The sequence below is a fragment of the Thiothrix litoralis genome (assembly GCF_017901135.1).
GTDB classification, from domain to species: domain Bacteria; phylum Pseudomonadota; class Gammaproteobacteria; order Thiotrichales; family Thiotrichaceae; genus Thiothrix; species Thiothrix litoralis.
The window spans coordinates 4,074,355-4,099,823 of the sequence record NZ_CP072801.1 but is presented as its reverse complement, the minus strand read 5'-3'; the positions used below and the strand labels follow the sequence as shown (position 1 = coordinate 4,099,823).

At 49.7% G+C, this 25,469-nt stretch carries 33 protein-coding genes and 1 tRNA gene; all 34 read right to left on the bottom strand.

Annotated elements, in window-relative coordinates:
* The 34 genes from rplO to J9253_RS19715 all read right to left on the bottom strand — a co-directional run bounded on the left by rplO (window position 1) and on the right by J9253_RS19715 (window position 25,441).
* Window positions 1-438: a 50S ribosomal protein L15 gene (gene rplO / locus J9253_RS19880; RefSeq protein ID WP_210222550.1), complete on the bottom strand. Its 438-nt coding sequence runs from the start codon at window positions 436-438 to the stop codon at window positions 1-3.
* Window position 439: 1 nt separating this feature from the next.
* A complete protein-coding gene (gene rpmD / locus J9253_RS19875; RefSeq protein ID WP_210222549.1) occupies window positions 440-628 on the bottom strand; it encodes a 50S ribosomal protein L30 in 189 nt (62 codons plus the stop codon).
* A gap of 4 nt (window positions 629-632) precedes the next feature.
* On the bottom strand, window positions 633-1,142 hold the full coding sequence (gene rpsE / locus J9253_RS19870) for a 30S ribosomal protein S5 (RefSeq protein WP_210222548.1): 510 nt from the start codon (window positions 1,140-1,142) through the stop codon (window positions 633-635).
* Between the two features lie 9 nt (window positions 1,143-1,151).
* Complete coding sequence (gene rplR / locus J9253_RS19865) at window positions 1,152-1,505, bottom strand: 50S ribosomal protein L18 (RefSeq protein WP_028489211.1); 354 nt, start codon at window positions 1,503-1,505, stop codon at window positions 1,152-1,154.
* A 12-nt stretch (window positions 1,506-1,517) separates the two neighbouring features.
* Window positions 1,518-2,057: a 50S ribosomal protein L6 gene (rplF, locus tag J9253_RS19860; RefSeq protein ID WP_210222547.1), complete on the bottom strand. Its 540-nt coding sequence runs from the start codon at window positions 2,055-2,057 to the stop codon at window positions 1,518-1,520.
* A gap of 14 nt (window positions 2,058-2,071) precedes the next feature.
* Window positions 2,072-2,467, bottom strand: a complete 396-nt coding sequence (gene rpsH, locus J9253_RS19855) for a 30S ribosomal protein S8 (protein ID WP_210222546.1) — start codon at window positions 2,465-2,467, stop codon at window positions 2,072-2,074.
* A 12-nt stretch (window positions 2,468-2,479) separates the two neighbouring features.
* Window positions 2,480-2,785, bottom strand: a complete 306-nt coding sequence (gene rpsN / locus J9253_RS19850) for a 30S ribosomal protein S14 (RefSeq protein ID WP_028489208.1) — start codon at window positions 2,783-2,785, stop codon at window positions 2,480-2,482.
* Window positions 2,786-2,799: 14 nt separating this feature from the next.
* Window positions 2,800-3,342 (bottom strand): 50S ribosomal protein L5, encoded by a 543-nt coding sequence (rplE, locus tag J9253_RS19845; protein ID WP_210222545.1) that lies wholly within the window; start codon window positions 3,340-3,342, stop codon window positions 2,800-2,802.
* Between the two features lie 8 nt (window positions 3,343-3,350).
* Window positions 3,351-3,671 (bottom strand): 50S ribosomal protein L24, encoded by a 321-nt coding sequence (gene rplX, locus J9253_RS19840; RefSeq protein ID WP_210222544.1) that lies wholly within the window; start codon window positions 3,669-3,671, stop codon window positions 3,351-3,353.
* A 28-nt stretch (window positions 3,672-3,699) separates the two neighbouring features.
* Entirely contained in the window at window positions 3,700-4,068 is a 369-nt protein-coding gene (gene rplN / locus J9253_RS19835) for a 50S ribosomal protein L14 (RefSeq protein ID WP_210222543.1), read from the bottom strand.
* Between the two features lie 16 nt (window positions 4,069-4,084).
* Entirely contained in the window at window positions 4,085-4,354 is a 270-nt protein-coding gene (gene rpsQ, locus J9253_RS19830; RefSeq protein ID WP_210222542.1) for a 30S ribosomal protein S17, read from the bottom strand.
* 8 nt (window positions 4,355-4,362) lie between these two features.
* Window positions 4,363-4,560: a 50S ribosomal protein L29 gene (gene rpmC / locus J9253_RS19825; protein ID WP_028489203.1), complete on the bottom strand. Its 198-nt coding sequence runs from the start codon at window positions 4,558-4,560 to the stop codon at window positions 4,363-4,365.
* A complete protein-coding gene (gene rplP / locus J9253_RS19820) occupies window positions 4,560-4,973 on the bottom strand; it encodes a 50S ribosomal protein L16 (RefSeq protein WP_028489202.1) in 414 nt (137 codons plus the stop codon). Before rplP ends, rpmC begins: the two co-directional genes overlap by 1 nt.
* Window positions 4,974-4,985: 12 nt before the next feature.
* Window positions 4,986-5,684: a 30S ribosomal protein S3 gene (gene rpsC, locus J9253_RS19815; protein WP_210222541.1), complete on the bottom strand. Its 699-nt coding sequence runs from the start codon at window positions 5,682-5,684 to the stop codon at window positions 4,986-4,988.
* Window positions 5,685-5,692: 8 nt separating this feature from the next.
* The gene (gene rplV, locus J9253_RS19810) at window positions 5,693-6,025 is read right to left on the bottom strand and encodes a 50S ribosomal protein L22 (protein WP_028489200.1); all 333 of its coding nucleotides are present in this window, start codon (window positions 6,023-6,025) and stop codon (window positions 5,693-5,695) included.
* Window positions 6,026-6,034: 9 nt separating this feature from the next.
* Window positions 6,035-6,307 (bottom strand): 30S ribosomal protein S19, encoded by a 273-nt coding sequence (gene rpsS, locus J9253_RS19805; protein WP_028489199.1) that lies wholly within the window; start codon window positions 6,305-6,307, stop codon window positions 6,035-6,037.
* A gap of 12 nt (window positions 6,308-6,319) precedes the next feature.
* Complete coding sequence (gene rplB, locus J9253_RS19800; protein ID WP_210222540.1) at window positions 6,320-7,147, bottom strand: 50S ribosomal protein L2; 828 nt, start codon at window positions 7,145-7,147, stop codon at window positions 6,320-6,322.
* 14 nt (window positions 7,148-7,161) lie between these two features.
* A complete protein-coding gene (gene rplW, locus J9253_RS19795; RefSeq protein WP_028489197.1) occupies window positions 7,162-7,455 on the bottom strand; it encodes a 50S ribosomal protein L23 in 294 nt (97 codons plus the stop codon).
* A complete protein-coding gene (gene rplD / locus J9253_RS19790) occupies window positions 7,452-8,054 on the bottom strand; it encodes a 50S ribosomal protein L4 (RefSeq protein WP_028489196.1) in 603 nt (200 codons plus the stop codon). Before rplD ends, rplW begins: the two co-directional genes overlap by 4 nt.
* 11 nt (window positions 8,055-8,065) lie before the next feature.
* Entirely contained in the window at window positions 8,066-8,698 is a 633-nt protein-coding gene (rplC, locus tag J9253_RS19785) for a 50S ribosomal protein L3 (protein ID WP_028489195.1), read from the bottom strand.
* A 140-nt stretch (window positions 8,699-8,838) separates the two neighbouring features.
* A complete protein-coding gene (rpsJ, locus tag J9253_RS19780; RefSeq protein ID WP_028489194.1) occupies window positions 8,839-9,150 on the bottom strand; it encodes a 30S ribosomal protein S10 in 312 nt (103 codons plus the stop codon).
* Between the two features lie 5 nt (window positions 9,151-9,155).
* Window positions 9,156-10,346: an elongation factor Tu gene (gene tuf / locus J9253_RS19775; protein ID WP_210222539.1), complete on the bottom strand. Its 1,191-nt coding sequence runs from the start codon at window positions 10,344-10,346 to the stop codon at window positions 9,156-9,158.
* A gap of 2 nt (window positions 10,347-10,348) precedes the next feature.
* The gene (gene fusA, locus J9253_RS19770) at window positions 10,349-12,454 is read right to left on the bottom strand and encodes an elongation factor G (protein WP_210222538.1); all 2,106 of its coding nucleotides are present in this window, start codon (window positions 12,452-12,454) and stop codon (window positions 10,349-10,351) included.
* A gap of 18 nt (window positions 12,455-12,472) precedes the next feature.
* On the bottom strand, window positions 12,473-12,943 hold the full coding sequence (gene rpsG / locus J9253_RS19765; protein WP_028489191.1) for a 30S ribosomal protein S7: 471 nt from the start codon (window positions 12,941-12,943) through the stop codon (window positions 12,473-12,475).
* 20 nt (window positions 12,944-12,963) lie between these two features.
* Entirely contained in the window at window positions 12,964-13,338 is a 375-nt protein-coding gene (rpsL, locus tag J9253_RS19760; RefSeq protein ID WP_028489190.1) for a 30S ribosomal protein S12, read from the bottom strand.
* 175 nt (window positions 13,339-13,513) lie between these two features.
* Window positions 13,514-17,701, bottom strand: a complete 4,188-nt coding sequence (gene rpoC / locus J9253_RS19755; protein WP_028489189.1) for a DNA-directed RNA polymerase subunit beta' — start codon at window positions 17,699-17,701, stop codon at window positions 13,514-13,516.
* Window positions 17,702-17,718: 17 nt separating this feature from the next.
* Window positions 17,719-21,804, bottom strand: a complete 4,086-nt coding sequence (gene rpoB / locus J9253_RS19750; protein ID WP_210222537.1) for a DNA-directed RNA polymerase subunit beta — start codon at window positions 21,802-21,804, stop codon at window positions 17,719-17,721.
* A 157-nt stretch (window positions 21,805-21,961) separates the two neighbouring features.
* Window positions 21,962-22,336, bottom strand: coding sequence for a 50S ribosomal protein L7/L12 (gene rplL, locus J9253_RS19745; protein ID WP_210222536.1), 375 nt, complete (start codon window positions 22,334-22,336; stop codon window positions 21,962-21,964).
* 28 nt (window positions 22,337-22,364) lie between these two features.
* Window positions 22,365-22,883, bottom strand: coding sequence for a 50S ribosomal protein L10 (rplJ, locus tag J9253_RS19740; protein ID WP_028489186.1), 519 nt, complete (start codon window positions 22,881-22,883; stop codon window positions 22,365-22,367).
* Between the two features lie 266 nt (window positions 22,884-23,149).
* Window positions 23,150-23,845, bottom strand: coding sequence for a 50S ribosomal protein L1 (gene rplA, locus J9253_RS19735; RefSeq protein ID WP_210222535.1), 696 nt, complete (start codon window positions 23,843-23,845; stop codon window positions 23,150-23,152).
* Between the two features lies 1 nt (window position 23,846).
* Window positions 23,847-24,278: a 50S ribosomal protein L11 gene (gene rplK, locus J9253_RS19730; protein ID WP_028489184.1), complete on the bottom strand. Its 432-nt coding sequence runs from the start codon at window positions 24,276-24,278 to the stop codon at window positions 23,847-23,849.
* 54 nt (window positions 24,279-24,332) lie between these two features.
* Entirely contained in the window at window positions 24,333-24,866 is a 534-nt protein-coding gene (nusG, locus tag J9253_RS19725; protein WP_210222534.1) for a transcription termination/antitermination protein NusG, read from the bottom strand.
* A complete protein-coding gene (gene secE, locus J9253_RS19720) occupies window positions 24,866-25,261 on the bottom strand; it encodes a preprotein translocase subunit SecE (protein ID WP_210222533.1) in 396 nt (131 codons plus the stop codon). The genes nusG and secE overlap by 1 nt, the downstream gene beginning before the upstream one ends.
* Before the next feature lie 104 nt (window positions 25,262-25,365).
* Window positions 25,366-25,441, bottom strand: a tRNA-Trp gene (locus J9253_RS19715).
* Window positions 25,442-25,469 lie beyond the last annotated feature (28 nt).

Below are 25,469 nucleotides of genomic sequence, written 5' to 3'. Positions count from 1 at the left end.
TTATTCTTCGATTTTGCCGCCTGCGGCTTCGATTGCTGCACGTGCGCCTTTGGTAACCCCAACACCCTTCACAGTGACAGCTTTCGCTACTTCACCAGAGAGAATAATTTTGGCTTGCAAAGTACGAGCATCAACCACATTAGCCGCTATCAGCCCTGCCAGATCAATCACATCACCTTCAACCAGAGCCAGCTCGTTCAAACGAACTTCAGCGGTGCGCTGACCAATACGTGAAGTAAAGCCAAACTTAGGCAGACGACGATGCATAGGCATCTGACCACCCTCAAAGCCTTTACGGTGATGGAAACCACCTTTACGGGACTTTTGACCTTTATGACCACGACCAGCGGTTTTACCCAAACCAGAACCGATACCACGGCCTACACGGGTGCGCTCAGGGCGGCTACCTAATTCAGGTTGTAGCGTATTTAATTTCATTTTAAGCTTCCTCAACCTTGAGCATGTAGGAAATCTTGTTGATCATGCCACGGTTTTCAGGGGTATCAATCACAGTAACAGAATTGTGAATCTTACGAATACCAAGACCACGCGCACACTGCTGATGCGCTTTCAAGCGACCATTCAGACTGCGGTATAACGTCACTTTGAGTTGTTTCGCGGTAGTCATTGTATTACCCCTTAATGTCCGTAATAGCTTTGCCACGTTTCGCAGCAATCATCTCAGGTGATTGCATTGAACCCAGTGCAGCGATAGTGGTACGCACCACATTACCAGCATTACGTGTTCCTTGGCATTTGGAAAGTACATTACGCACTCCCGCAACCTCCAAAACCGCACGCATCGCACCACCAGCGATAACGCCTGTACCTTCGGAAGCGGGCTGCATGTAGATACGTGCTGCACCTTGTTCATATTTGATAGGATACTGTAACGTACCATCTACCAAAGAAACTGTCACCATGTTGCGACGAGCCTGATCCATTGCCTTCTGGATAGCAGCAGGCACTTCACGTGCTTTACCGTAACCAAAACCAACTCGACCATTACCATCACCCACTACGGTCAACGCAGTGAAACTCATGATACGACCACCCTTAACTGTCTTCGCAACGCGGTTAACTTTAACCAACTTTTCTTGCAAACCGTCGGAGGGTGTTGATGTATGTTCTGCCTTCGCCATGATAAATCCTTAGAATTTCAGACCGGCTTCACGAGCGCTATCTGCCAGCGCCTTGATGCGACCATGATATTTAAAACCAGAGCGATCAAAAGCAACCGCGTCAATACCTTTTGCCAATGCACGCTCGGCAACCAACTTACCTACGGCGATAGCAGCAGCTACGTTGCCGGTGTAATCAAGACCTGCTTTCAGGTCTTTATCCAGCGTGGAAGCTGAAGCCAGTACTTGAGAACCATCAGAAGTCACCACTTGTGCATAGATATGCAGAGAAGTACGGTGAATACTCAGACGGTTAACACGCAACTCACGCATTTTCATGCGGCTACGCTTACCACGACGGATGCGGGATGTTTTCTTGTCCATCTTTAGTTCACCTTACTTCTTCTTCTTGGTCTCTTTGCGCAGAATAACTTCGTCTGAATACTTCACACCCTTACCTTTATAAGGCTCTGGTGGACGGTATGCACGAACTTCTGCTGCAACTTGACCAACTTTCTGCTTATCGCTACCACGGATCAGAATTTCTGTCTGACTAGGGGTTTCGACCGTAACGCCTTCAGGCATATCGTGTACAACAGGGTGGGAAAAACCCAAGCTGAGATTCAATTTATTGCCTTGGGCTTGGGCACGATAACCAACCCCAACCAATTGCAATTTTTTCTCAAAGCCTTGGCTAACGCCAATAACCATGTTGTTTGCCAATGCACGTGTAGTACCTGCCAATGCCCAACCAGCAGTATCGCCGTCACGCTTGGATTTGAACTTCAGTACATTGTCTTCTTGTGAAACTTCTACAGCATCATGCACTGCGAAATCAAAAGAGCCCTTGCTTCCTTTGACTTTCAGGCTTTGGCCGCTAATGCTGACTTCTACGCCTTTTGGCACAGTCAGCGCTTTCTTTGCAATTCTAGACATTTCAAGGCCCGCCTTTATTCAACTGTGCAAATGACTTCGCCGCCCTGACCAGAAGCCTTGGCTACGCGACCACTCATGACGCCTTTGGATGTGGAAACGATAGAAATACCGTAACCACCCATGACAGTTGGCAGCTCATCTGCACCACGGAAAATACGCAAACCGGGACGGCTAATACGTTTCACCTTGGTGATAACTGGCTTGCCTTGAAAATATTTCAGCTTAACGGTTGTAACAGGCTTGCCTTCGACTGCGTCGGTTGCAAACTCAGCGACATAACCTTCGCTCTGTAATACTTCAAGAATCGCCGTTTTCTGTTTAGAAGACGGAAATTTAACGCTCGCCTTTGTTGCCATTTGACCGTTACGAATGCGGGTCAGCATATCGGCGATAGGATCACTCATACTCATTTTGCTTCTCCCTTACCAACTTGCTTTGGTCAAACCAGGAACATCGCCACGCATGGCTGCTTCGCGCAATTTGTTACGGCATAAGCCGAACTTGCGGTAAACAGCGTGTGGGCGGCCTGTCAGACGGCAACGGGTCATTTGGCGAACCGGACTGCTGTCACGTGGTAACTTTTGCAGCTTTTCATTGGCTTCCATGACAGCTTCAAAAGAACTGTCAGGACTGCTAATAATAGCTTTCAATTCATCACGCTTAGCTGCGAATTTGGCAACAGCAGCAGTACGACGTGTTTCACGGGCGATCATGGATTTCTTTGCCATGTGATCTTATCCTCTTACTGCTGTCTAAAAGGGAATTTGAATGCTTCGAGCAATGCTTTCCCTTCATCGTTATTTTTGGCGGTAGTGGCAATCGTAATATTCATACCACGCAGTGCATCAATCTTATCGTATTCGATTTCAGGAAAGATGATCTGTTCCTTGATGCCCATGTTGTAGTTACCACGACCATCAAATGAGCGTGTATTAAGACCACGGAAGTCACGGATACGAGGGATGGAAATATTCACCAAACGGTCAATAAACTCATACATTTTTTCGCCACGAAGCGTCACCATACAACCGATTGGCCAACCGTCACGAATTTTGAAACCTGCGACCGACTTACGGCTCAACGTAACCACAGGCTTTTGACCTGCGACTTTCGCCATATCACCCGTTGCATGTTCAATAATCTTCTTGTCACCGACAGCCTCACCTAAACCCATGTTCAGGCTGACTTTCACCAGCTTTGGCACTTCCATCACATTACTGTACCCGAACTTGTCCATCAATTCCTTGATGACAGTATCGCGGTAATACTGTTGCAGTCTCGACATTTTACACCTTAAGCGTCTACGCGCTCACCATTGGACTTAAAGACACGGATTTTCTTACCATCGTCCAGGAGCTTGAATCCAACACGGTCACCCTTGCCTGTAGCAGGATTGACCAGCATTACATTGGAGTTATCCAGCGGCATTTCTTTTTCAATAATGCCACCTTGAACACCAGCATTGGGGTTAGGCTTAACGTGTTTTTTGACACGATTAATACCTTGAACCAAAACTTTACCTTCTTCTACCAACACCTGCATGACTTTGCCGCGACGGCCTTTATCCTTGCCGGTGATGACAACCACTTCGTCATTACTGCGAATTTTACGCATTTTGTCACCTACTTCTGTCGTTGCAGTCTTACAGCACTTCAGGTGCTAGAGAAATAATCTTCATGAACTTCTCACCACGCAATTCGCGAGTGACAGGCCCAAAAATACGTGTACCGATCGGATCTAACTTACTATTCAGCAGAACAGCAGCGTTATTGTCGAAACGGATCTTGGAACCATCGTTACGACGTACGCCGTGAGCAGTACGGACGATTACAGCATTGTAAACGTCACCTTTTTTAACTTTGCCGCGCGGGATCGCATCTTTGATGCTGACCTTGATGATATCACCAATGCCTGCATAACGACGATGAGAACCGCCCAGAACTTTGATGCACATAACTCGTTTGGCACCACTATTATCTGCAACTAGCAGAATGGATTGCATCTGGATCATTTATGTTCTCCGTCCCTTATGCTTGGCCTGGGGCGCGTTCAACAACTTTGATCAAGGTCCAGTGCTTTGTCTTGGACAAAGGACGGCATTCCTTGAACGTTACGGTATCACCTTCACGACACTCATTGTTTTCATCGTGAACATGGTATTTTTTAGAACGCTTGATAAACTTACCATACATCGGATGCTTAACCTGACGTTCCATCAGCACCACGATTGACTTATCCATTTTATCACTGACTACACGCCCCATTAGGCTGCGTTCAACTTTTGTTTCTTCGCTCATGCTCATCGTTATTCACCTGCCACTTGCTTTTGTGCAAGCACTGTCTTGATACGGGCAATCTGACGACGCACACGCTTCACTTCGGAAGGACGTGATAACTGGCCAGCGGCTTTTTGCATACGCAGCTTGAACTGCTCTTTCAGGTTTTCCATCAGCTCGGATTTAAGCTCGGTAGCTGATTTTTGCTTAAGTTCTGCTGCGTTCATCACATCACCTGACGAGAAACAAATGTAGTCTTAACTGGCAGTTTTGCAGATGCAAGACGGAATGCCTCACGTGCAATCTCTTCTGCCACACCTTCAATTTCATAGAGAACCTTGCCAGGCTGAACCAGTGCCACCCAGTATTCAACGTTCCCTTTACCTTTACCTTGACGAACTTCCAACGGCTTTTTGCTGATTGGCTTGTCCGGGAACACGCGAATCCAGATTTTACCGCCACGGCGCACATAACGGTTGATTGCACGACGTGCAGATTCAATCTGACGTGCAGTCAAACGACCACGCTCTACCGTTTTCAGCCCGAAGTCACCGAAGCTGACTTTGCTGCCCGCCAATGCCAGACCACGGTTGCGGCCTTTCATTTGTTTGCGGAATTTGGTTCTCTTGGGTTGTAACATCTCAAACCTCTATCACTTCTTCTTTCTGCCTTGGCCTTGGTTCTGGCTTTGGCTAGACTGCTGTTTCTGTTCCAGGTCGAAGACTTCGCCCTTGTAGATCCAAACCTTCACACCGATGATACCATAGGTGGTCAGGGCTTCCGCAGTTGCATAGTCAATATCAGCACGCAGCGTATGGAGTGGTACGCGACCTTCACGGAAGAATTCCGTCCGCGCAATTTCCGCACCATTCAAACGACCTGCTACGCAGACCTTAATACCCAATGCACCTAAGCGCATCGCGTTCGCAACTGCCCGTTTGGCAGCACGACGGAACATGATGCGGCGCTCAAGCTGACTAGCAATACTTTCAGCAACCAACTGGGAATCCAATTCAGGCTTACGAATTTCTTCGATATTCAGCTTCACGTTATTCACATGCAAACCCAGCTTTTGAGCTGTTTCTGCACGCAGCTTCTCAATATCCTCGCCTTTCTTACCAATCACCACACCTGGACGGGCAGTATGAATGGTGATAAAAGCGGACTTTGCAGGACGCTCAATCTGAATGCGACTAACAGAGGCTTCTTTCAGCTTCTTTTTCAAGAATGCACGAACTTCCAAATCCTTGAACAGGAAATCGGCATAGTCCTTGCCTTCAGCGTACCACTTGGAACGCCAATCAGTAGCGATACCAAGACGGATACCGGTTGGATGTACTTTCTGACCCATACTAAACCTTACTTCTCGCCTACAGCGACGGTAATGTGACTGGTGCGCTTCAGGATTCGGTTAGCCCGACCTTTAGCACGCGGCATGATACGCTTCATGGTTGGACCCTGATCAACGAATACGCGCTTAATGCACAACTCGTCAACATCCGCGCCATCATTGTGTTCAGCGTTAGCAATCGCGGACTCCAGAACTTTCTTCAGCATCCCAGCACCTTTTTTCGGGCTAAATGCCAGAATATTCAGTGCCTTGTCTACCGGCAGTCCACGAATCTGATCAGCGACCAATCGGCATTTCTGAGGAGAAATACGCGCAAAACGCAAATGTGCTGCAACTTCCATTTCTACCTCTTACTTCGACTTCTTGTCGGCAACGTGACCACGGTAAGAACGGGTCAGTGCAAACTCACCCAACTTATGGCCTACCATATTTTCATTAACCAGCACCGGAACATGCTGCTTGCCGTTATGCACCGCCACTGTCAGACCGATAAACTCGGGCAGGATCATGGAGCGGCGCGACCATGTTTTGATTGGACGACGATCATTAGCTGCTTTAGCAGTTTCGATCTTTTTCATCAGATGGTGGTCAACGAAAGGACCTTTTTTGAGTGAACGTGGCACTGTTTAATCCTCTTACTTTTTGTTCCGGCGACGGACAATCATATTGTCAGTGCGTTTGTTGCTACGAGTCTTGTAACCCTTGGTTGGAACACCCCAAGGAGTAACAGGGTGACGACCACCAGAAGTACGACCTTCACCACCACCGTGTGGATGGTCTACCGGGTTCATGACTACACCACGGACAGTAGGACGAACACCACGCCAGCGCTTGGCACCCGCTTTACCCAACTTGATCAGGCCATGCTCGGAATTGCCGACCTCACCAATCGTTGCACGGCAATCGACCGGCACTTTACGCATCTCGCCTGAACGCAGACGGATCGTAGCATAAGCACCTTCACGCGCCACCAACTGAGCAGAAGCACCAGCACTACGCACTAACTGTGCGCCCTTGCCTACTTTCATTTCAATACAGTGAATCACACTACCAACTGGGATATTACGCATTGGCAAGCAGTTGCCAGCGGCAATCGGTGCATGAACACCAGAAATAACACTTGCACCAGCACTCAAGCCTTTTGGCGCAATGATATAACGACGCTCACCATCGGCATACAACAGCAGTGCAATGTTAGCACTACGGTTCGGATCGTATTCCAGACGTTCAACACGAGCAGGGATATCATCCTTGCGACGTTTGAAGTCGATGATACGATAGTGTTGGCGATGACCACCACCCACATGACGAACAGTAATACGACCAGTGTTATTACGACCACCGCTCTTACGCTTGTTTTCCAACAAGCTCTTACAAGGTTCGCCCTTGTGTAATTCTTTGTTAACAACCTTGACCTGGAAGCGACGCCCTGGGGAGGTTGGTTTTGCCTTAACGACTGCCATGATTCACCCTTGCCTTATTCCGCTGCCGCATCCAGAGAGAAACCTTCGGACAGGCTAATGTAAGCCTTTTTCCAGTCGTTGCGTTGACCGCCACGACGCCCAAAGTTCTTCTGCTTGCCTTTCATGTTGATGGTACGAACCTTATCAACCTTGACTTCAAATAAAGTCTCGACAGCATCCTTGATTTCTTGTTTGGTTGCCGTTTTGGCAACCTTAAACACGTACTGGTTTGCTTTTTCAGAAGCACGGACAGTTTTCTCTGTCACACGCGGCGCAACCAAAACATGATAGAGACGTTCCATACTCATGCCAGCCACTCCTGAATCTTGCTTACTGCACCAGTGGTTACAATAACCTTCTGATGACCAACCAGGCTAACTGGATTCAAACCAGCCACCGTGGCAACTTCACAGTAAGGGATGTTGCGGGCTGCCAGCAGCACATTCACATCATCCACATCAGACACCAACAATACGTCGTTTGAGCCGTACTCTTTCAACTTTGCCAGCATCAATTTGGTTTTAGGCTCTTCAATATTGAAAGAGTCAACCACCACGAAACGCTCTTGACGCACCAGCTCAGAGAAAATCGCTCGCATTGCTGCGCGGTACATTTTCTTGTTTAGTTTTTGCGTAAAGTCACGAGGACGCGCCGCAAAAGACTTACCACCTGTACGCCACAATGGGCTACGGATACTACCCGCACGGGCACGGCCTGTACCTTTTTGTTTAAAAGGCTTTGCACCACCACCGCTGACATCAGCACGGGTCTTTTGCGCTTTAGTACCGGCACGACCTGCTGCCATATAAGCAACAACTGCCTGATGTACCAGACCTTCATTAAATTCGCGTGCAAAAACGTCATCGCTTACCGCGACTGAACCACCATTTGCAATCTGTAATTCCATTGCTGCCACCTTTATGCCTTGACCGACAGCTTGACAACCACGTCGCCGTTAGTAGCGCCTGGAACAGCACCCTTAACCAGCAACAGATTGCGCTCAGCGTCTACACGTACCACTTCCAGATTCTGGGCAGTACGCTGTACAGCACCCATATGACCAGCCATTTTTTTGCCTGGAAATACCCGGCCTGGCGTTTGGTTCTGACCAATGGAACCCGGAACCCGGTGCGACAAAGAGTTACCATGCGTGCGGTCTTGACCAGCAAAATGGTGACGCTTCAGAACACCAGCAAAGCCTTTACCTTTGCTCATCCCACTCACATCGACCATTTGACCTGCTTCAAACATGCTTACTGCAAGTTCAGCACCCAGATCATAACCCGACGCATCTTCAATGCGCGACTCACGAACACAAGTACCAGCAGGCACGCCAGCCTTGGCAAAATGACCAGCTTCCGACTTGGAAACGCGGGAAGATTTTTTCTCACCTGTAGACAACTGAATGGCATTATAGCCATCCGTTTCTACCGTCTTGACTTGTGATACACGGTTCGCCGCAATCTCAAGCACAGTGACAGGGGTCGAGCCTCCATCTTCACCGTATATCCGGGTCATACCAACTTTGCGACCCAGCAGACCGATAGCCATTTGCACACCTCTTCGAATTACTCACACCGAGCAACTTTCATTCTATACTTCTAGAAAAACTCGGCTCGACCTAAGTCGAGCCGTGGAAAGCCGCGCATTATAGCAGAAAATCTTCTGCCGTCCATGAACTTTTTTACAAATCAGTTAAGCTTGATTTGTACATCAACGCCAGCAGCCAGATCCAGCTTCATCAGGGCGTCTACAGTCTTGTCTGTCGGATCAATAATATCCATCAAACGCTTGTAAGTACGGATCTCATACTGGTCACGCGCGTCTTTATCAACGTGCGGGGAAACCAGAATAGTGTAACGCTCTATGCGTGTAGGCAAAGGGATAGGCCCTTTAACGCGCGCACCCGTCCGCTTGGCTGTCTCGACAATTTCAGTCGCAGAACGGTCAATCAGACGATGATCGAATGCTTTCAGGCGAATACGGATTCTTTGATCAGACATAACTATTACTCAATAATTTTAGCAACAACACCGGCGCCGACAGTACGGCCACCCTCACGGATCGCAAAACGCAGACCGTCTTCCATCGCAATTGGGTTAATCAGGGTAACAACCAACTTAACGTTGTCGCCCGGCATAACCATCTCAACGCCCTCTGGCAGCTCACAAGCACCAGTTACGTCAGTCGTACGGAAATAAAACTGTGGGCGATAGCCCTTGAAGAATGGCGTATGACGACCACCTTCATCCTTGGACAGAACATAAACTTCCGCCTCGAAGGTCGTATGCGGCTTGATGGAGCCTGGCTTACACAGTACCTGACCACGCTCTACGTCGTCACGCTTGGTGCCACGCAGCAACAAACCCACGTTATCACCTGCCATACCCTGGTCAAGCAACTTACGGAACATTTCAACACCCGTAACCGTAGTCGTTTGAGTCGCACGGATACCAACGATTTCGATGGTTTCACCCACCTTAACCACGCCACGCTCGATACGACCAGTTACAACAGTACCACGACCGGAGATGGAGAATACGTCTTCCACAGGCATCAGGAAAGTGCCATCAACTGCACGAACCGGGTCTGGAATGAAGGTATCAATCGCTTCGATCAGACGAGCAATAGATGGCACGCCGATGTCAGACTCATCACCTTCCAGCGCCATACGGGCAGAACCCTTGACGATGGGCGTATCATCACCAGGGAAGTCATAGCTGGACAGCAATTCACGCAGTTCCATTTCAACCAGTTCCAACAACTCTTCGTCATCAACCAGGTCGCACTTGTTCATGTAAACCACAACATAAGGAACGCCAACCTGACGGGACAACAGGATATGTTCACGTGTCTGTGGCATTGGGCCGTCAGCAGCGGAACAAACCAAAATTGCACCATCCATCTGTGCCGCACCCGTGATCATGTTTTTAACATAGTCAGCATGGCCTGGACAGTCAACGTGTGCGTAGTGGCGCGTCTCAGATTCGTATTCTACGTGTGCAGTGGAAATGGTGATACCACGCGCTTTTTCTTCAGGCGCCGCATCGATCTGATCATAGGCTTTGGATTCGCCGCCAAACTTCTTGGCTTGCACGACTGTCAACGCCGCTGTCAGCGTAGTTTTACCGTGGTCAACGTGGCCAATTGTGCCTACGTTTACGTGCGTTTTATTACGCTCAAATTTACTTTTTGCCATCGTTACTCACCCTTCACTTTTTTTATAACCGCCTGCGTTACAAGTGCTGGCGCTTCCGAATATCGTATAAATTCCATACTATAAGCAGCACGTCCTTGGGTTGCAGAACGCAAATCAGTTGCGTAACCAAACATTTCACCCAAAGGCACTTCCGCTCGCACTACCAGGCTACCGCTTTCCTCATCCATTCCCTGAATGACGCCACGACGCCTGTTTAGATCACCAATAACATCACCCATATGCTCTTCAGGGGTAGTTACTTCAACTTTCATTACCGGCTCCAACAAAGCCGGTTTGGCTTCCATAACGCCCTGCCTGAGCGCCATAGAGCCAGCAATCTTAAATGCCATTTCGCTGGAGTCGACATCATGATAAGAACCATCAAATAAAGTTACTTTCATATCAACCAGCGGGAAACCGACCAATACGCCGTTACCCATTTGTTCCTGCACACCTTTGTCAACGGCTGGCACGAATTCTTTCGGCACAACACCACCCACAAGGGCATTCTCGAATTTGTAGCCTTCGGCTTCACCCAGTGGCTCAAGCCGCAGCCAAACGTGTCCGTATTGCCCGCGCCCCCCGGACTGGCGGATAAACTTACCCTCAACTTCGACCGATTGACGGATAGTTTCACGGTAAGCCACCTGCGGTGCACCTACATTACAGTTGACTTTGAACTCGCGCAGCATCCGATCAACAATAATCTCAAGGTGCAATTCACCCATGCCCGCGATAATAGTCTGCCCAGTCTCTTCGTCAGTTCGCACCCGAAAAGAAGGGTCTTCCTGCGCGAGCTTGCTCAGCGCGACACCCATACGCTCTTGGTCAGCCTGAGATTTCGGCTCAACAGCAACGGCGATCACTGGTTCAGGAAAATCCATTTTTTCCAGCGTAATGACATGCTTCATGTCACACAGTGTCTCGCCAGTCGTCACATCTTTTAGCCCGACGGCGGCTGCAATATCACCCGCGCGAACTTCATCAATATCTTCGCGTGCATTAGAGTGCATCTGCACCAAACGTCCAATACGTTCACGCTTACCCTTTACCGGGTTATACACTGCGCTTTGCGACGTCAATACGCCGGAATACACCCGAAAGAACGTCAACGTTCCTACAAAAGGATCAGTTGCAATCTTGAAAGCTAATGCTGCAAACGGCTCATCATCACTCGCATGACGCTCTGCTTGGGTTTCATCTTTATCATCCAGATGTCCTTTAATAGCAGGCACATCTAGAGGAGAAGGCATCAACTCCACAATTTTATCCAACGCAGCCTGAACACCTTTATTCTTAAAGGCAGAACCACAGGTCATCGGCACAATTTCAAGGTTAATGGTGCGCTTACGCAAGCCAGCAACAATCTCTTCGGTCGACAAATCACCTTCTTCAAGGTATTTATTCATCAACACATCATCGGCTTCAGCGGCAGCTTCCACCATTTTCTCGCGCCATTCCTGACAAGACGCCAGCATATCAGCCGGAATCTCAACGGCCTCATAGGTTACGCCCTTGTCAGCCTCATTCCACATAATCGCTTTCATGCGAATCAGGTCGACAACGCCAGCAAAATGCTCTTCCGCGCCAATCGGCAATTGCAGTGGCACAGGATTGGCATTTAGCTTAGCCTTCAACTGCTCGTAAACGCGCAAAAAGTTTGCACCAGAACGATCCATTTTATTGACGAAGGCCATGCGTGGCACATGATACTTATTGGCTTGTCGCCAAACTGTTTCGGACTGTGGCTGCACACCACCAACGGCACACAGCACAAACATGGCACCATCCAACACTCGCAAAGAACGCTCCACTTCAATCGTGAAGTCTACGTGTCCAGGCGTGTCGATAATATTGATGCGATGTAGCGGGAATTGATTGTCCATCCCCGACCAGAAGCATGTAGTAGCAGCGGAGGTAATAGTAATACCACGCTCACGCTCTTGCTCCATCCAATCCATGGTGGCAGCGCCATCATGCACTTCCCCGATCTTGTGAGACACACCCGTATAAAACAGGATGCGCTCAGTTGCAGTTGTTTTACCCGCATCAATATGTGCCATGATGCCGATATTACGGTACTGCTCAATAGGAGTGCTACGTGCCACTGATAATCACTCTTATCATTACCAGCGGAAGTGAGCGAATGCTTTGTTAGCTTCTGCCATGCGATGCACGTCTTCACGTTTTTTCACAGCAGTACCACGCTTTTCAGAAGCATCCATCAATTCGCCAGCCAGCTTACGTGCCATGGATTTCTCACCACGTTTACGAGCCGCATCAATCAACCAACGCATAGCCAGCGCATTTTGACGCGAAGGACGCACTTCAACCGGCACTTGGTAAGTTGCGCCACCGACACGACGGGATTTAACTTCCACCGCAGGACGAACGTTATCCAGTGCATATTCCAGCACTTCGATACCGTCACCGCCCTTCTTGCCAGAGATTTCAGACAGCGCACCGTAAATGATCTTTTCGGCAGCAGACTTTTTACCATCTTGCATAATGGCATTCATGAATTTAGTCAACAACTGACTTCCGAACTTTGGATCCGGCAGCACAAGGCGTTTGGGGACTTCTCTTCTTCTAGGCATGACTCAATACTCGCAATCAATTATTTCTTGGGACGCTTAGTGCCGTATTTAGAACGGGCCTGCTTACGGTTTTTAACACCCTGCGTATCCAGACTACCGCGAACCGTATGGTAACGGACACCCGGAAGGTCTTTTACACGACCGCCGCGAATCAGTACAACCGAGTGTTCCTGGAGGTTATGGCCTTCACCACCGATATAACTGGTGACTTCAAAGCCATTGGTCAGACGCACACGAGCAACCTTACGCATAGCGGAGTTCGGCTTCTTTGGCGTGGTTGTATAAACACGGGTACAAACACCGCGACGTTGTGGACAAGCCTCCAACGCTGGCACCTTACTCTTTTCTACTTTGCTTTGGCGCGGCTTACGCACCAACTGGTTTACTGTTGCCATATCCTGAAATTATCTCCTGGAATCACTAAGGAACCTGCCTGGCTTGCCTTGTCCCCATAAAAACAATAGACCGAAAATCGGTCTGTTTAAGGACGCCAGATTTTAGGGATCGGGAAGACTCCTGTCAAGGAAGTTTTCCCGATCAGTCAGTTAAATCGGAAACCTGATTGAGCAATCAATCAGAATCCATGTCCATCGGCTCACCAAAACTGATCGTTTCGGTTGGCGCAGGACGCTCATACGTAAATTCATTACGCTGGCTACGACGGTCATCGTGGTAGGCCAGACCCGTACCTGCCGGAATCAGGCGCCCAACAATGACGTTTTCTTTCAAACCACGCAACTCGTCACGAGCACCACGCACCGCAGCCTCTGTCAGGACGCGTGTAGTCTCCTGGAAGGACGCCGCAGACACAAAGGAGTCCGTCACCAAGGATGCTTTGGTAATCCCCATCAGCAGGCGCTCATAGACGATTCTGAGCTTGCCTTCTGCTTCCAGCTCTTTGTTTGTATTTACCACACGCCAGTAGTCGGCTTGCTCACCACGCAGGAATTTGCTATCACCCGGATCAATGACCTCAACCTTGCGCATCATCTGACGCACAATGACTTCGATGTGTTTGTCATTGATCTTTACGCCTTGCAGACGGTAAACATCCTGAATCTCCTTGGCTTGGTATTCTGCCAGCGCGGTAGCACCCAGCAAACGCAGGATGTCATGCGGGTTAGGCTCACCATCAGCGATAACCTCACCACGGTTGAGTTTTTCACCCTCAAACACATCCAGATTACGCCACTTGGGAATCAGCTCTTCGTAATGCTCACCGTCTTCACCGGTGATGATCACGCGCTGCTTACCCTTGGTTTCCTTGCCGAAGGAAATCGTACCGGTTTTTTCTGCCAGAATCGCCCCGTCTTTCGGCTTACGTGCCTCAAACAAGTCAGCAACCCGTGGCAAACCACCCGTGATGTCACGGGTCTTGGAAGACGCTTGCGGCAAACGCGCCACAACCTCACCAACCTGTACCGTTGCACCATTCGTGGAGCTAACGATCGCACCGGCTGGCAATGGGTATTGCACCGGAATTTTGGTACCTTCAAAGAACACGCTGTCGCCACGCTCATCCAGCAAACGTACTGTTGGACGCAATTCACGACCCGCCGCAGGACGGTTTTTCGGATCCATAACCTCAATGGAAGACAAACCTGTCATTTCATCCACTTTGGTTTGAACGGTCACGTTATCAATGAAGTCACTGAAACTGACCTGACCCGCCACCTCAGAAATGATCGGATGGGTATGTGGATCCCACGTCGCCACTTCTTGGCCTGCTTGCACTTCGCCGTAATGCTCAACCGAGAGGATCGCACCGTAAGTCAGCTTATAACGTTCTTTGTCACGCCCGCTGGTATCGACCACGCCCAGTTCACCGGAACGGGAAACCACGACCAGCTTGCCATCTTTGTTACGGACAGTTTTGACGTTCAGCAGGTGAACCTGACCACCGGATTTAACCGCAATGCTGTTTTCTGCCGCTGACCGGCTCGCCGCACCACCGATATGGAAGGTACGCATGGTCAACTGGGTTCCCGGCTCACCGATGGATTGCGCCGCAATAACCCCGACAGCCTCACCCTTGCCAACCAAATGCCCACGCGCCAGATCACGCCCGTAGCAATGCTTGCAAACACCATAGCGAGTTTCGCAGGTAATCGCGGAACGCACCACGATTTCATCAATCGCCAGTGCATCAATCTGCTTGACCCACGCCTCATCAAGGAACGTACCCGCTGGCAGCAACACTTCGTCGCCACGGGTAACGTCTTGCGCCACCACACGACCGAGAACGCGCTCAGCCAATGCTTCCACCACGTCACCACCTTCGATGATCGGACGCATCTTGATGCCTTTGACCGTGCCACAATCATCAATGGTAACAACCATGTCTTGTGCCACATCGACCAGACGCCGTGTCAAGTAACCAGAGTTCGCGGTTTTGAGTGCAGTATCCGCCAAGCCTTTCCGCGCACCATGCGTCGAGATAAAGTACTGGAGGACGTTCAAGCCTTCACGGAAGTTTGAGGTAATCGGCGTCTCGATGATGGAACCATCCGGTTTTGCCATCAAGCCACGCATACCCGCCAACTGACGAATCTGCGCAGCGGAACCCCGCGCCCCGGAATCCGCCATCATGTAAATGGAGTTGAAAGATTCTTGGTAAACCAAGTTACCTTCCGCATCAATGACTTCCTGCTTACCAATTTTTTCCATCATCGCTTTCGCGACTTTTTCATTGGTGCTCGCCCAGATGTCAACGACCTTGTTGTAACGTTCGCCTTGTGTCACCAAACCGCTGGAAAACTGCTTTTGAATTTCCAGCACAGCTTCTTCCGCTTCTGCCAGCAACTCAACTTTCTTTTCCGGGATCATCATGTCATCCGCACAGAACGAAACGCCCGCACGGGTTGCATAACGGTAGCCGGTATACATCAACTGGTCAGCGAACACGACAGCAGCTTTCAAGCCCACGCGACGGTAGGATTCATTGATCAGCTTGGAAATCGCCTTTTTCTTCAATACAGTATTGAAAAGTTCAAACGGCAGACCTTCCGGCATGATGCTAGTCAACAAGGCACGGCCAACAGTGGTATCCAGTACACGGGTACGCTTGATGAACTCGCCGTCTTCATCCTTGATGCTGTCGGTAATGCGCACTTTCACTTTGGCGTGCAGCGAAACATTGCCGGTATCATAGGCACGTTGCACTTCCAGCGGATCGGCAAAGATCATGCCCTCGCCTTTCGCATTGATGGCATCGCGGGTCATGTAATACAGACCCAGAACGATATCCTGAGAAGGCACAATGATCGGCTCGCCGTTCGCCGGTGACAGGACGTTGTTAGTCGCCATCATCAGGGTACGCGCTTCCAACTGTGCTTCCAGTGACAACGGTACGTGTACCGCCATCTGGTCACCGTCGAAGTCCGCGTTGAATGCGGAACATACCAGCGGGTGCAACTGGATCGCCTTACCTTCGATCAGGGTTGGCTCAAATGCCTGAATCCCCAAACGGTGCAAAGTAGGTGCGCGGTTGAGCATGACCGGATGCTCACGAATAACCTCAGCGAGGATATCCCAAACTTCTGCGGTTTCGCGCTCAACCAACTTCTTGGCTGCCTTGATGGTAGTCGCCAGACCACGGCGTTGCAGCTTGCCGAAAATGAACGGCTTGAACAGTTCCAACGCCATTTTCTTGGGCAGGCCGCACTGATGCAAACGCAACGCAGGGCCAACCACGATAACCGAACGACCAGAATAGTCGACCCGTTTACCCAACAAGTTCTGACGGAAACGGCCTTGCTTACCCTTGATCATGTCAGACAAGGATTTCAGCGGACGCTTGTTAGAACCCGTAATCGCACGACCACGACGACCGTTATCGAGCAGCGCATCCACAGACTCTTGCAACATACGCTTTTCGTTGCGCACGATGATGTCCGGGGCATTCAGCTCCAACAAACGCTTCAAACGGTTATTACGGTTGATAACGCGGCGATACAAATCGTTCAAGTCGGAAGTCGCGAAACGACCACCATCCAACGGAACCAATGGACGCAAATCAGGCGGCAGTACTGGCAGCACCGTCATGATCATCCATTCTGGCTTATTGCCAGAGTTGATGAATGACTCCATCAGTTTCAAACGCTTGCCCAAGCGCTTCAGCTTGGTTTCGGAACCTGTCTCAGCGATTTCTTCACGCATCCGCGCGACTTCTTCCTTGAGATCGGTAGAACGCAGCAGTTCTAATACGGCTTCTGCGCCCATTGCCGCTTCAAATTCGTCGCCGAACTCTTCAATCGCTTCCAAATAGGCTTCATCGCTCAGCAACTGACCACGCTCCAGCGTTGTCATACCCGGCTCAGTGACCACGAAGGTCTCGAAATAGAGGATGCGCTCAATGTCACGCAGCGTCATATCCAACAGCAAACCAATACGGGATGGCAGAGACTTCAGGAACCAGATGTGCGCAACCGGGCTAGCGAGGTCAATATGCCCCATACGGTCACGACGCACCTTGGTCTGGGTCACTTCAACGCCGCATTTTTCGCAGACAACACCACGGTGCTTCAGGCGTTTGTATTTACCACACAAGCACTCATAGTCTTTGACCGGGCCAAAGATTTTGGCGCAGAACAAGCCATCACGTTCAGGCTTGAAAGTACGGTAGTTGATCGTTTCCGGCTTTTTGACTTCGCCAAAAGACCACGAACGGATAACTTCAGGGGAAGCCAAGCCAACTTTGATTGCATCAAACTCTTGGGTTTCCTGCTCTTTTTTGTGGAAATTCAATAAATCTTTCATCGCCAATCAATCCTGTGTTAGTCCCGTTCCAGTTCAATATTCAAACCAAGTGAGCGGATTTCCTTCATCAATACGTTGAAGGACTCAGGCATACTGGCTTCCATGAAGTGGTCGCCGTCCACGATGTTTTTGTACATCTTGTTACGACCGTTGACGTCATCCGACTTGACCGTGAGCATTTCTTGCAAGGTGTAAGCCGCGCCGTAAGCTTCCAGCGCCCAAACTTCCATCTCCCCGAAACGCTGACCACCAAACTGTGCTTTACCACCCAACGGCTGCTGGGTAACAAGGCTGTAAGGGCCAGTCGAGCGGGCGTGCATTTTGTCATCAACCAAGTGGTTGAGTTTGAGCATGTGCATGTAACCAACCGTTACCTTACGCTCAAACATATCGCCGGTACGCCCATCACACAATTGGGTTTGACCGCTTTCTGGCAAGTCAGCCAAGCGCAACATGGCTTTGATTTCCGCTTCGTCAGCACCGTCAAATACCTGCGTAGCCATTGGCACGCCTTTACGCAGGTTATTAGCCAACGTTACTACTTCAACATCGGTGAGATCCGCAATCATGTGATCCTGATTGGGATTACCGCCGGTAGCGTAAATCTCGCTGATAAACTGACGCAGCTCATCAACTTTCGCCTTGGTGTCGATCATGCGGGCAATTTTCTCACCCAAACCTTTCGCAGCCCAACCTAAATGGGTTTCCAGTACCTGACCAACGTTCATCCGTGAAGGAACGCCCAACGGGTTCAACACGATGTCGACCGTCTGGCCATTGGCAAGGTATGGCATGTCTTCTACCGGCACAATGCGTGAAACCACACCCTTGTTACCGTGACGACCTGCCATCTTGTCACCCGGCTGCATCCGGCGCTTAACCGCGATGTACACCTTGACCATTTTCAGCACACCCGGCGCGAGGTCATCACCTGCCATGAGCTTGTCACGTTGCTTATGCAAACGGGTTTCGTAGTGCTTTTTCTTTTCGTCAATCTGGTTGGCAAGCGACTCCAGTTGCAGATTGACATCCTCATCCTGCATACGGATGGCAAACCAGTCTTTTTTCTCCAGATTATCCAGATAAGACTCGGTGACGACCGTACCGGAGGTCAGGCGATTAGGACCACCCAGCGCTTCTTTACCAGTGACCAGTTTCGCAAAACGGTCGAAAATATCCGATTCGTAAATACGCAATTCATCACGCAAGTCTTTACGGACTTTCTTCAGATCTTCTTCCTGAATCGCCAAGGCACGGGCATCACGCTCGACGCCATCACGTGTAAACACGCGCACGTCAATAACCGTACCCGTCATGCCGGTAGACACACGCAAAGAAGTGTCTTTCACGTCTGAGGCTTTTTCACCAAAGATGGCACGCAACAGCTTCTCTTCCGGGGTCAATTGGCTTTCGCCTTTTGGCGTAACCTTACCGACCAGAATATCGCCAGGCTTTACTTCCGCACCAACGTGGATAATCCCGCACTCGTCCAGCTTAGCCAGCAGGCTTTCACTGACGTTGGGAATATCCGCCGTAATTTCTTCCGGCCCCAGCTTGGTATCACGTGCCAAGCAAGACATTTCCTCAATGTGGATTGAGGTGTAACGGTCTTCATCTACCACGCGCTCAGACAGCAAAATCGAGTCTTCGTAGTTATAACCGTTCCACGGCATGAAGGCGATGAACATATTCTGCCCCAACGCCAATTCACCGAGGTCGGTAGAAGAACCATCGGCCAACACGTCGCCACGCGCTACGATGTCACCTACTTTCACAATCGGACGTTGGTTGATGCAGGTATTCTGATTGGAACGGGTGTATTTGATCAGGCCATAAATATCAACACCACCGCGCTGTTCATCCGCCTCATCATCATTGACACGCACCACGATACGCCCGGCATCCACGGAATCAATGATCCCACCACGACGGGCTGATACGGCGGAACCGGAATCCTGTGCAACTGCACGCTCCATTCCCGTACCAGACAAGGGCTTGTCAGCACGCAAGCAAGGTACTGCCTGACGTTGCATGTTGGAACCCATCAACGCGCGGTTCGCGTCATCGTGCTCCAAGAATGGGATCAGGGAAGCAGCTACCGACACGATCTGCTTGGGCGACACGTCCATATACTGAACTTCAGTCGCCTGCTTCAAAGTAAATTCATTACGGTGACGGCAAGAGACGAATTCATCAGACAACGCGCCATGCTCATCCAGCTCCGCACTCGCCTGCGCGATGACGTAGTTGGATTCCTCAATCGCTGATAGATAATCAATCTGCATCGTAGGCTTGCTATCAATAACCTTACGGTATGGTGTTTCCAAGAAACCGTAGTCATTGGTACGCGCATACACAGCCAGAGAGTTGATCAGACCGATGTTCGGGCCTTCCGGCGTTTCAATCGGGCACACACGACCGTAGTGGGTTGGATGTACGTCACGTACCTCGAAGCCTGCACGTTCACGAGTCAAACCGCCTGGTCCCAACGCAGAAATACGGCGTTTGTGGGTTACTTCTGACAGCGGGTTGTTTTGGTCCATGAACTGGGATAACTGGCTGGAACCAAAGAATTCCTTGATCGCAGCAGAAACCGGCTTGGAGTTAACCAGCTCTTGAGGCATCAGCCCTTCGCTTTCCGCCATCGTCAAACGTTCTTTGACGGCACGCTCAACACGCACCAAGCCAACACGGAAAGCGTTTTCAGCCATCTCACCGACGCTACGTACCCGGCGGTTGCCGAGGTGGTCAATGTCATCCACGTCGTCACGACCGTCACGGATATCGATCAATTTCTTGAGGACTTCCAGAATGTCATCTTGATTCAGCACACCTGAACCCGTAGCTTCTTCACGCCCTAAACGACGGTTGAACTTCATCCGTCCAACACCCGAGAGATCATAACGATCATCAACGAAGAACAAGTTGTTAAACAGATTTTCTGCCGCTTCTTTTGTTGGCGGCTCACCAGGGCGCATCATGCGATAGATTTCGATTTGCGCTTCGAGCTGGCTGGTGCTGGGGTCAATTTTTAGCGTATTGGAGACGAATGGGCCGCGATCCAGCTCATTGGTGTAAAGAATGCTAAATTCAGTCACACTGTTATCACGCAACTTTTCCAGCACTGCGTCAGTAATTTCATCATTGGCAGATGCCAGCAACTCGCCCGTGGATGAGTCGATAATATTGTGCGCCAGAATCTTGCCGTGCATGTACTCATTAGGTACAACCAGCTTGTCCAAACCGGATTTTTCCAGTTGACGGATATGCTTGGCGGTAATACGACGCCCGGTTTCCACCAGCACCTCGCCATCCAGCATGATGTCAAATGAAGCCAGTTCACCACGCAAACGTTCTGGAACCAGCGCCATTTCAACACTGTCATCGCTCAAATGAACAGCCGTTTTATCGAAGAACACATCCAGAATGCCTTCGTTCTGCATACCCAAGGCACGCAACAGAATAGTCGAGGGAAGTTTACGACGACGGTCGATACGCACAAAAATGGAATCTTTAGGGTCAAACTCGAAGTCCAACCAAGAACCACGGTAAGGAATAACCCGCGCACTGTGCAGCAATTTACCAGCAGAGTTGGACTTACCCTTGTCATGCTCGAAGAACACACCCGGTGAACGGTGCAACTGAGACACGATAACCCGCTCAGTCCCGTTGATAATAAAAGTGCCACGATCTGTCATCAGCGGCAATTCGCCGAGATAAACATCCTGCTCTTTAATAGCCTTGACCACTTTGGCATCGGCAGGCGCATCCTTGTCATAAATGACCAGACGCAATTTTACGCGCAGGGAAGTGGCAAACGTCAACCCACGCAACTGGCATTCCTGTACATCAAAGACAGGTTCCGCCAGACGATAATCGGCGTATTCCAGCGCAACATAATTGTTGTAGCTAACAATAGGAAATACGGATGAAAAGGCCGCATGTAACCCAACTTCGCGGCGTTCCGCAACTGGCTTCTCCAGTTGCAGGAAATGTCGATAGGAGTCTAACTGAATGGTGAGCAAATTAGGCACATCCAGTATATGCGGTCGCTTACCAAAATCTTTGCGGATCCGTTTCTTTTCGGTATAACTCAGTCCCATCGTCTTTCCTCTTCTGGAATCAGAACCCCGGCTCTCGACACCGCCGGATTTTTTTCACTCGCCATTAACAAGCGAGAAAAGGCCGACAGCACAAAATGCACTGTCAGCCTGCAAGGTATGTAAGAACTAATTGCAGCTCAACAAACTCGTCCCAATCTTACTTGAGTTCGACAGTTGCGCCTGCGTCTTCCAGTTCTTTCTTCAACTTCTCTGCTTCGTCCTTGCTAGCAGCTTCCTTCACAACGGAAGGAACGCCTTCAACCATGTCTTTCGCTTCTTTCAAGCCCAGACCCGTTGCGCCACGGACAACCTTGATAACGTTGATTTTGTTAGCACCGAAGCTGGTCATGACAACGTTGAATTCAGTTTGCTCTTCAACCGCAGCAGCAGCTTCACCAGCAGCAGCAGGGCCAGCAACAGCAACAGCAGCTGTTACACCAAACTTTTCTTCGATTGCTGAAATCAAGTCAACGATTTCAGTTACTGTCATGTTGGCAAACGTTTCCAACATATCTTCTTTAGTACAAGCCATTTTGATTCTCCAAAACCTAAATCAGTAATTAATCCAAGCTAACGCCAGCGGCTTCAGCTTTTTGGTCACGCAATGCAGCAAGAGTGCGAGCGAATTTATCCAACGGTGCACGCAGGACAGCAGCCAAGGTGGCCAGTGCCTGATCACGGGTTGGCAATTTCGCCAGACGATCCAATTCAGAAGCTGGCAGCATTTTTCCGTCAATAGCGACGAATTTCACTTCCATCTTGTCATGGGCTTTGTCTTTCTTGAAGTCTTTAATCAGGCGTGCCGCTGAACCTGGGTCTTCCTGAGAAAACGCCAATACCAACGGACCAACTAAACCGTCTTGAATACACTCGAAAGCAGTATCTTTAACAGCGATTTTTGCCAGATTATTCTTCACGACGCGCAGGTACACCCCATTCTTACGTGCGTTTTGACGCAACGTAGTGAGTTGAGCTACGGTCAATCCACGGTACTCAGCAGCTACCGCAGAATAAGCACTTGCAGCAACTGCGGCCACTTCAGAGACGATCTCTTTTTTCTCTTGCAGTGTTAATGCCACGTTATCTACTCCTGGTTCGGCGGATATTCCACCATTTATCGATCACTTACTGGAAACGTCCAGTTTGCGAAGGAAACAGCGTCCCAAACCATCTTACTGACTCGGGGAACGCCATCTGCGCAGGTTCTCTACATTAGATGCAGAACCATTAAGCTTCGGGTGAAGCGCCTACGGTCTCTGACGACATACGTCCTGTATATCTTTTTGCCTCATGGCAGTTCTCTTCCTTGAGAACGGGAGAATGGGGCATAATCTGCCCCAATCCATTAGTAAGACAGCGATGCGTTATCGACTGTCAAACCTGTACCCATGGTGGTGGATACGGAAACTTTCTTCAGGTAAACGCCCTTGGAAACGGATGGCTTCATTTTCACCAAATCCGCAACCAATGCATTGATATTGCCAACCAGCTTGTCAGTATCAAAATCAACATTGCCAATGGAGCAATGGATGATACCGGCTTTGTCTGTACGGTAACGTACCTGACCAGCCTTGGCATTGCGTACAGCGCCAGCAACGTCAGGCGTTACAGTGCCGACTTTAGGGTTTGGCATCAAACCACGTGGACCAAGGATTTGACCCAACTGACCCACCACACGCATAGCATCTGGACTGGCAATAACCACGTCAAAATCCATCTTGCCGCCTTTGATTTCAGCCGCGAGGTCGTCAAAACCAACGATGTCTGCACCAGCCGCAGTCGCTGCTTCAGCGTTTGCACCTTGTGCAAATACTGCAACACGTACTGTTTTACCATTGCCATTTGGCAATACAGTAGAACCACGCACTACCTGATCAGATTTACGTGGATCAACACCGAGGTTGAAGCTCACATCAACACTTTCCAGAAACTTTGCACGTGGCAGAGATTTCAAGGTATCGAGTGCCTCTGCAACAGCATAAGCCTTGGTGCGGTCGATTTTTTCCGCGATTGCCTTTTGGCGTTTAGTCAGCTTTGCCATCTTACATCCCCTCCACTTCAAGACCCATACTACGGGCAGTACCGGCGATAGTACGGATAGCGGCTTCCATGCTGGCGGCAGTCAAATCCGGGGTTTTCGCTTTGGCGATTTCTTCCAGTTGGGCAACAGTCACTTTACCAACTTTATTGCTGTTTGGTTTAGCGCTGCCTGACTTGATGCCAACAGCTTTTTTCAGCAATACGGAAGCTGGAGTGGTCTTCATGACGAACGTAAAGCTCTTGTCGCTGTACGCTGTAATCACCACAGGTGTAGGCAGACCAACTTCAAGGTTCTGCGTCGCAGCATTGAACGCCTTGCAGAACTCCATAATATTCAGACCACGTTGACCCAGTGCTGGACCAATTGGCGGGCTTGGATTTGCTTTACCAGCCGGAACTTGCAGCTTGATAAAAGCGATGACTTTCTTTGCCATAATATTTTCCTGTAAATGGGTAATAACGCCTTAAGGCTTCCCGTGACTATCAAGTCAGGCTTTTTCGACCTGATAGAATTCAAGCTCAACGGGCGTTGAGCGACCAAAAATCTGTACTGCAACCAACAAGCGACTTTTTTCGTAATTGACTTCTTCGACTACACCATTGAAGTCTTTAAACGGCCCATCAGTGACTCGCACCACTTCACCCGCATCAAAGAGGACTTTCGGACGTGGCTTTTCGGCCCCCTCTTCGACACGGCGCATGATGTTATCAACTTCTTTCTGTGTGATTGGGGCTGGCTTGTCTGCTTTACCACCAATGAAACCCAGCACTTTAGGCGTTTCTTTAACCATGTGCCATGTTTCATCATTCATTTCCATTTCGACTAATACATAGCCCGGAAAGAATTTCCGCTCACTTTTACGCTTCTGACCATCACGTATTTCGATGACTTCTTCAGTAGGCACCAAAACACGACCAAAAGAATCTTGTAAATCAAAACGCACAAGGCGCTCTTCAAGCGAGCGCTTTACTTGATTTTCAAAACCGGAATAAGCCTGCACAACGTACCAGCGCATTGCCATTAAACATGTCCTCCACCAAGCAGACTTCTGATTCCCCAACCAAGCAGGGAGTCAACACCCCAAAGGAAAATAGAAAGGATTATGACAATGACCATTACCATCAGGGTGGTCTGGAGTGTTTCAGCACGAGTCGGCCACACCATTTTGCGGACTTCAAGACGAGAGTCTTTCATAAAGCCCAGAAAGCGCTTACCAGCAAGGCTTGACGCAGCAACCGCAATCGCAACACCCGCCACAACCAGCAAACCCAGCACACGCAGCAAGGTAGAAACCGCCTGTCCTTGCCATTCCGCGAAATAATAGAAGCCTGCTATTCCCGCAAACAGAAGCGCGAGAGCCACGACGAGCTTTATCGTATCAAGTGATGAGCCCTGTTCTTCGGTATGTACTGACATTTATTTTTTACCAAATCTGATAGTCGAATGACTTTGGATAACACACTGTAAAATAGTTTACATCTAAACAATCACAATTTACTGTCCAAAGCCATCTAAAAAGATGGCAGGCCAAGAGGGAATCGAACCCCCAACCTGCGGTTTTGGAGACCGCCGCTCTGCCAATTGAGCTATTGGCCTGTAAAGGCAAGAAAGAGCGGAGAGGATA

What these genes read in the sequence shown, in the direction of transcription:
- rplV (WP_028489200.1), bottom strand. Translation starts at nt 6,025, where the DNA reads ATGGAAGTTGCAGCACATTTGCGTTTTGCGCGTATTTCTCCTCAGAAA.
- rpsJ (WP_028489194.1), bottom strand. Translation starts at nt 9,150, where the DNA reads ATGTCTGATCAAAGAATCCGTATTCGCCTGAAAGCATTCGATCATCGT.
- rpsL (WP_028489190.1), bottom strand. Translation starts at nt 13,338, where the DNA reads ATGGCAACAGTAAACCAGTTGGTGCGTAAGCCGCGCCAAAGCAAAGTA.
- rplP (WP_028489202.1), bottom strand. Translation starts at nt 4,973, where the DNA reads ATGTTACAACCCAAGAGAACCAAATTCCGCAAACAAATGAAAGGCCGC.
- rpsH (WP_210222546.1), bottom strand. Translation starts at nt 2,467, where the DNA reads ATGAGTATGAGTGATCCTATCGCCGATATGCTGACCCGCATTCGTAAC.
- rplX (WP_210222544.1), bottom strand. Translation starts at nt 3,671, where the DNA reads ATGCGTAAAATTCGCAGTAATGACGAAGTGGTTGTCATCACCGGCAAG.
- rplA (WP_210222535.1), bottom strand. Translation starts at nt 23,845, where the DNA reads ATGGCAAAGCTGACTAAACGCCAAAAGGCAATCGCGGAAAAAATCGAC.
- rpmD (WP_210222549.1), bottom strand. Translation starts at nt 628, where the DNA reads ATGACTACCGCGAAACAACTCAAAGTGACGTTATACCGCAGTCTGAAT.
- rplR (WP_028489211.1), bottom strand. Translation starts at nt 1,505, where the DNA reads ATGGACAAGAAAACATCCCGCATCCGTCGTGGTAAGCGTAGCCGCATG.
- tuf (WP_210222539.1), bottom strand. Translation starts at nt 10,346, where the DNA reads ATGGCAAAAAGTAAATTTGAGCGTAATAAAACGCACGTAAACGTAGGC.
- rplK (WP_028489184.1), bottom strand. Translation starts at nt 24,278, where the DNA reads ATGGCAAAGAAAGTCATCGCTTTTATCAAGCTGCAAGTTCCGGCTGGT.
- rplC (WP_028489195.1), bottom strand. Translation starts at nt 8,698, where the DNA reads ATGGCTATCGGTCTGCTGGGTCGCAAAGTTGGTATGACCCGGATATAC.
- rplL (WP_210222536.1), bottom strand. Translation starts at nt 22,336, where the DNA reads ATGGCTTGTACTAAAGAAGATATGTTGGAAACGTTTGCCAACATGACA.
- rpsQ (WP_210222542.1), bottom strand. Translation starts at nt 4,354, where the DNA reads ATGAGCGAAGAAACAAAAGTTGAACGCAGCCTAATGGGGCGTGTAGTC.
- rpsG (WP_028489191.1), bottom strand. Translation starts at nt 12,943, where the DNA reads ATGCCTAGAAGAAGAGAAGTCCCCAAACGCCTTGTGCTGCCGGATCCA.
- rplO (WP_210222550.1), bottom strand. Translation starts at nt 438, where the DNA reads ATGAAATTAAATACGCTACAACCTGAATTAGGTAGCCGCCCTGAGCGC.
- secE (WP_210222533.1), bottom strand. Translation starts at nt 25,261, where the DNA reads ATGTCAGTACATACCGAAGAACAGGGCTCATCACTTGATACGATAAAG.
- nusG (WP_210222534.1), bottom strand. Translation starts at nt 24,866, where the DNA reads ATGGCAATGCGCTGGTACGTTGTGCAGGCTTATTCCGGTTTTGAAAAT.
- rpsE (WP_210222548.1), bottom strand. Translation starts at nt 1,142, where the DNA reads ATGGCGAAGGCAGAACATACATCAACACCCTCCGACGGTTTGCAAGAA.
- rplN (WP_210222543.1), bottom strand. Translation starts at nt 4,068, where the DNA reads ATGATCCAGATGCAATCCATTCTGCTAGTTGCAGATAATAGTGGTGCC.
- rpsC (WP_210222541.1), bottom strand. Translation starts at nt 5,684, where the DNA reads ATGGGTCAGAAAGTACATCCAACCGGTATCCGTCTTGGTATCGCTACT.
- rplE (WP_210222545.1), bottom strand. Translation starts at nt 3,342, where the DNA reads ATGTCGAGACTGCAACAGTATTACCGCGATACTGTCATCAAGGAATTG.
- rpoC (WP_028489189.1), bottom strand. Translation starts at nt 17,701, where the DNA reads ATGAAAGATTTATTGAATTTCCACAAAAAAGAGCAGGAAACCCAAGAG.
- rpsN (WP_028489208.1), bottom strand. Translation starts at nt 2,785, where the DNA reads ATGGCAAAGAAATCCATGATCGCCCGTGAAACACGTCGTACTGCTGCT.
- rplF (WP_210222547.1), bottom strand. Translation starts at nt 2,057, where the DNA reads ATGTCTAGAATTGCAAAGAAAGCGCTGACTGTGCCAAAAGGCGTAGAA.
- rpmC (WP_028489203.1), bottom strand. Translation starts at nt 4,560, where the DNA reads ATGAACGCAGCAGAACTTAAGCAAAAATCAGCTACCGAGCTTAAATCC.
- rplD (WP_028489196.1), bottom strand. Translation starts at nt 8,054, where the DNA reads ATGGAATTACAGATTGCAAATGGTGGTTCAGTCGCGGTAAGCGATGAC.
- rplB (WP_210222540.1), bottom strand. Translation starts at nt 7,147, where the DNA reads ATGGCAGTCGTTAAGGCAAAACCAACCTCCCCAGGGCGTCGCTTCCAG.
- rpoB (WP_210222537.1), bottom strand. Translation starts at nt 21,804, where the DNA reads ATGGGACTGAGTTATACCGAAAAGAAACGGATCCGCAAAGATTTTGGT.
- rplW (WP_028489197.1), bottom strand. Translation starts at nt 7,455, where the DNA reads ATGAGTATGGAACGTCTCTATCATGTTTTGGTTGCGCCGCGTGTGACA.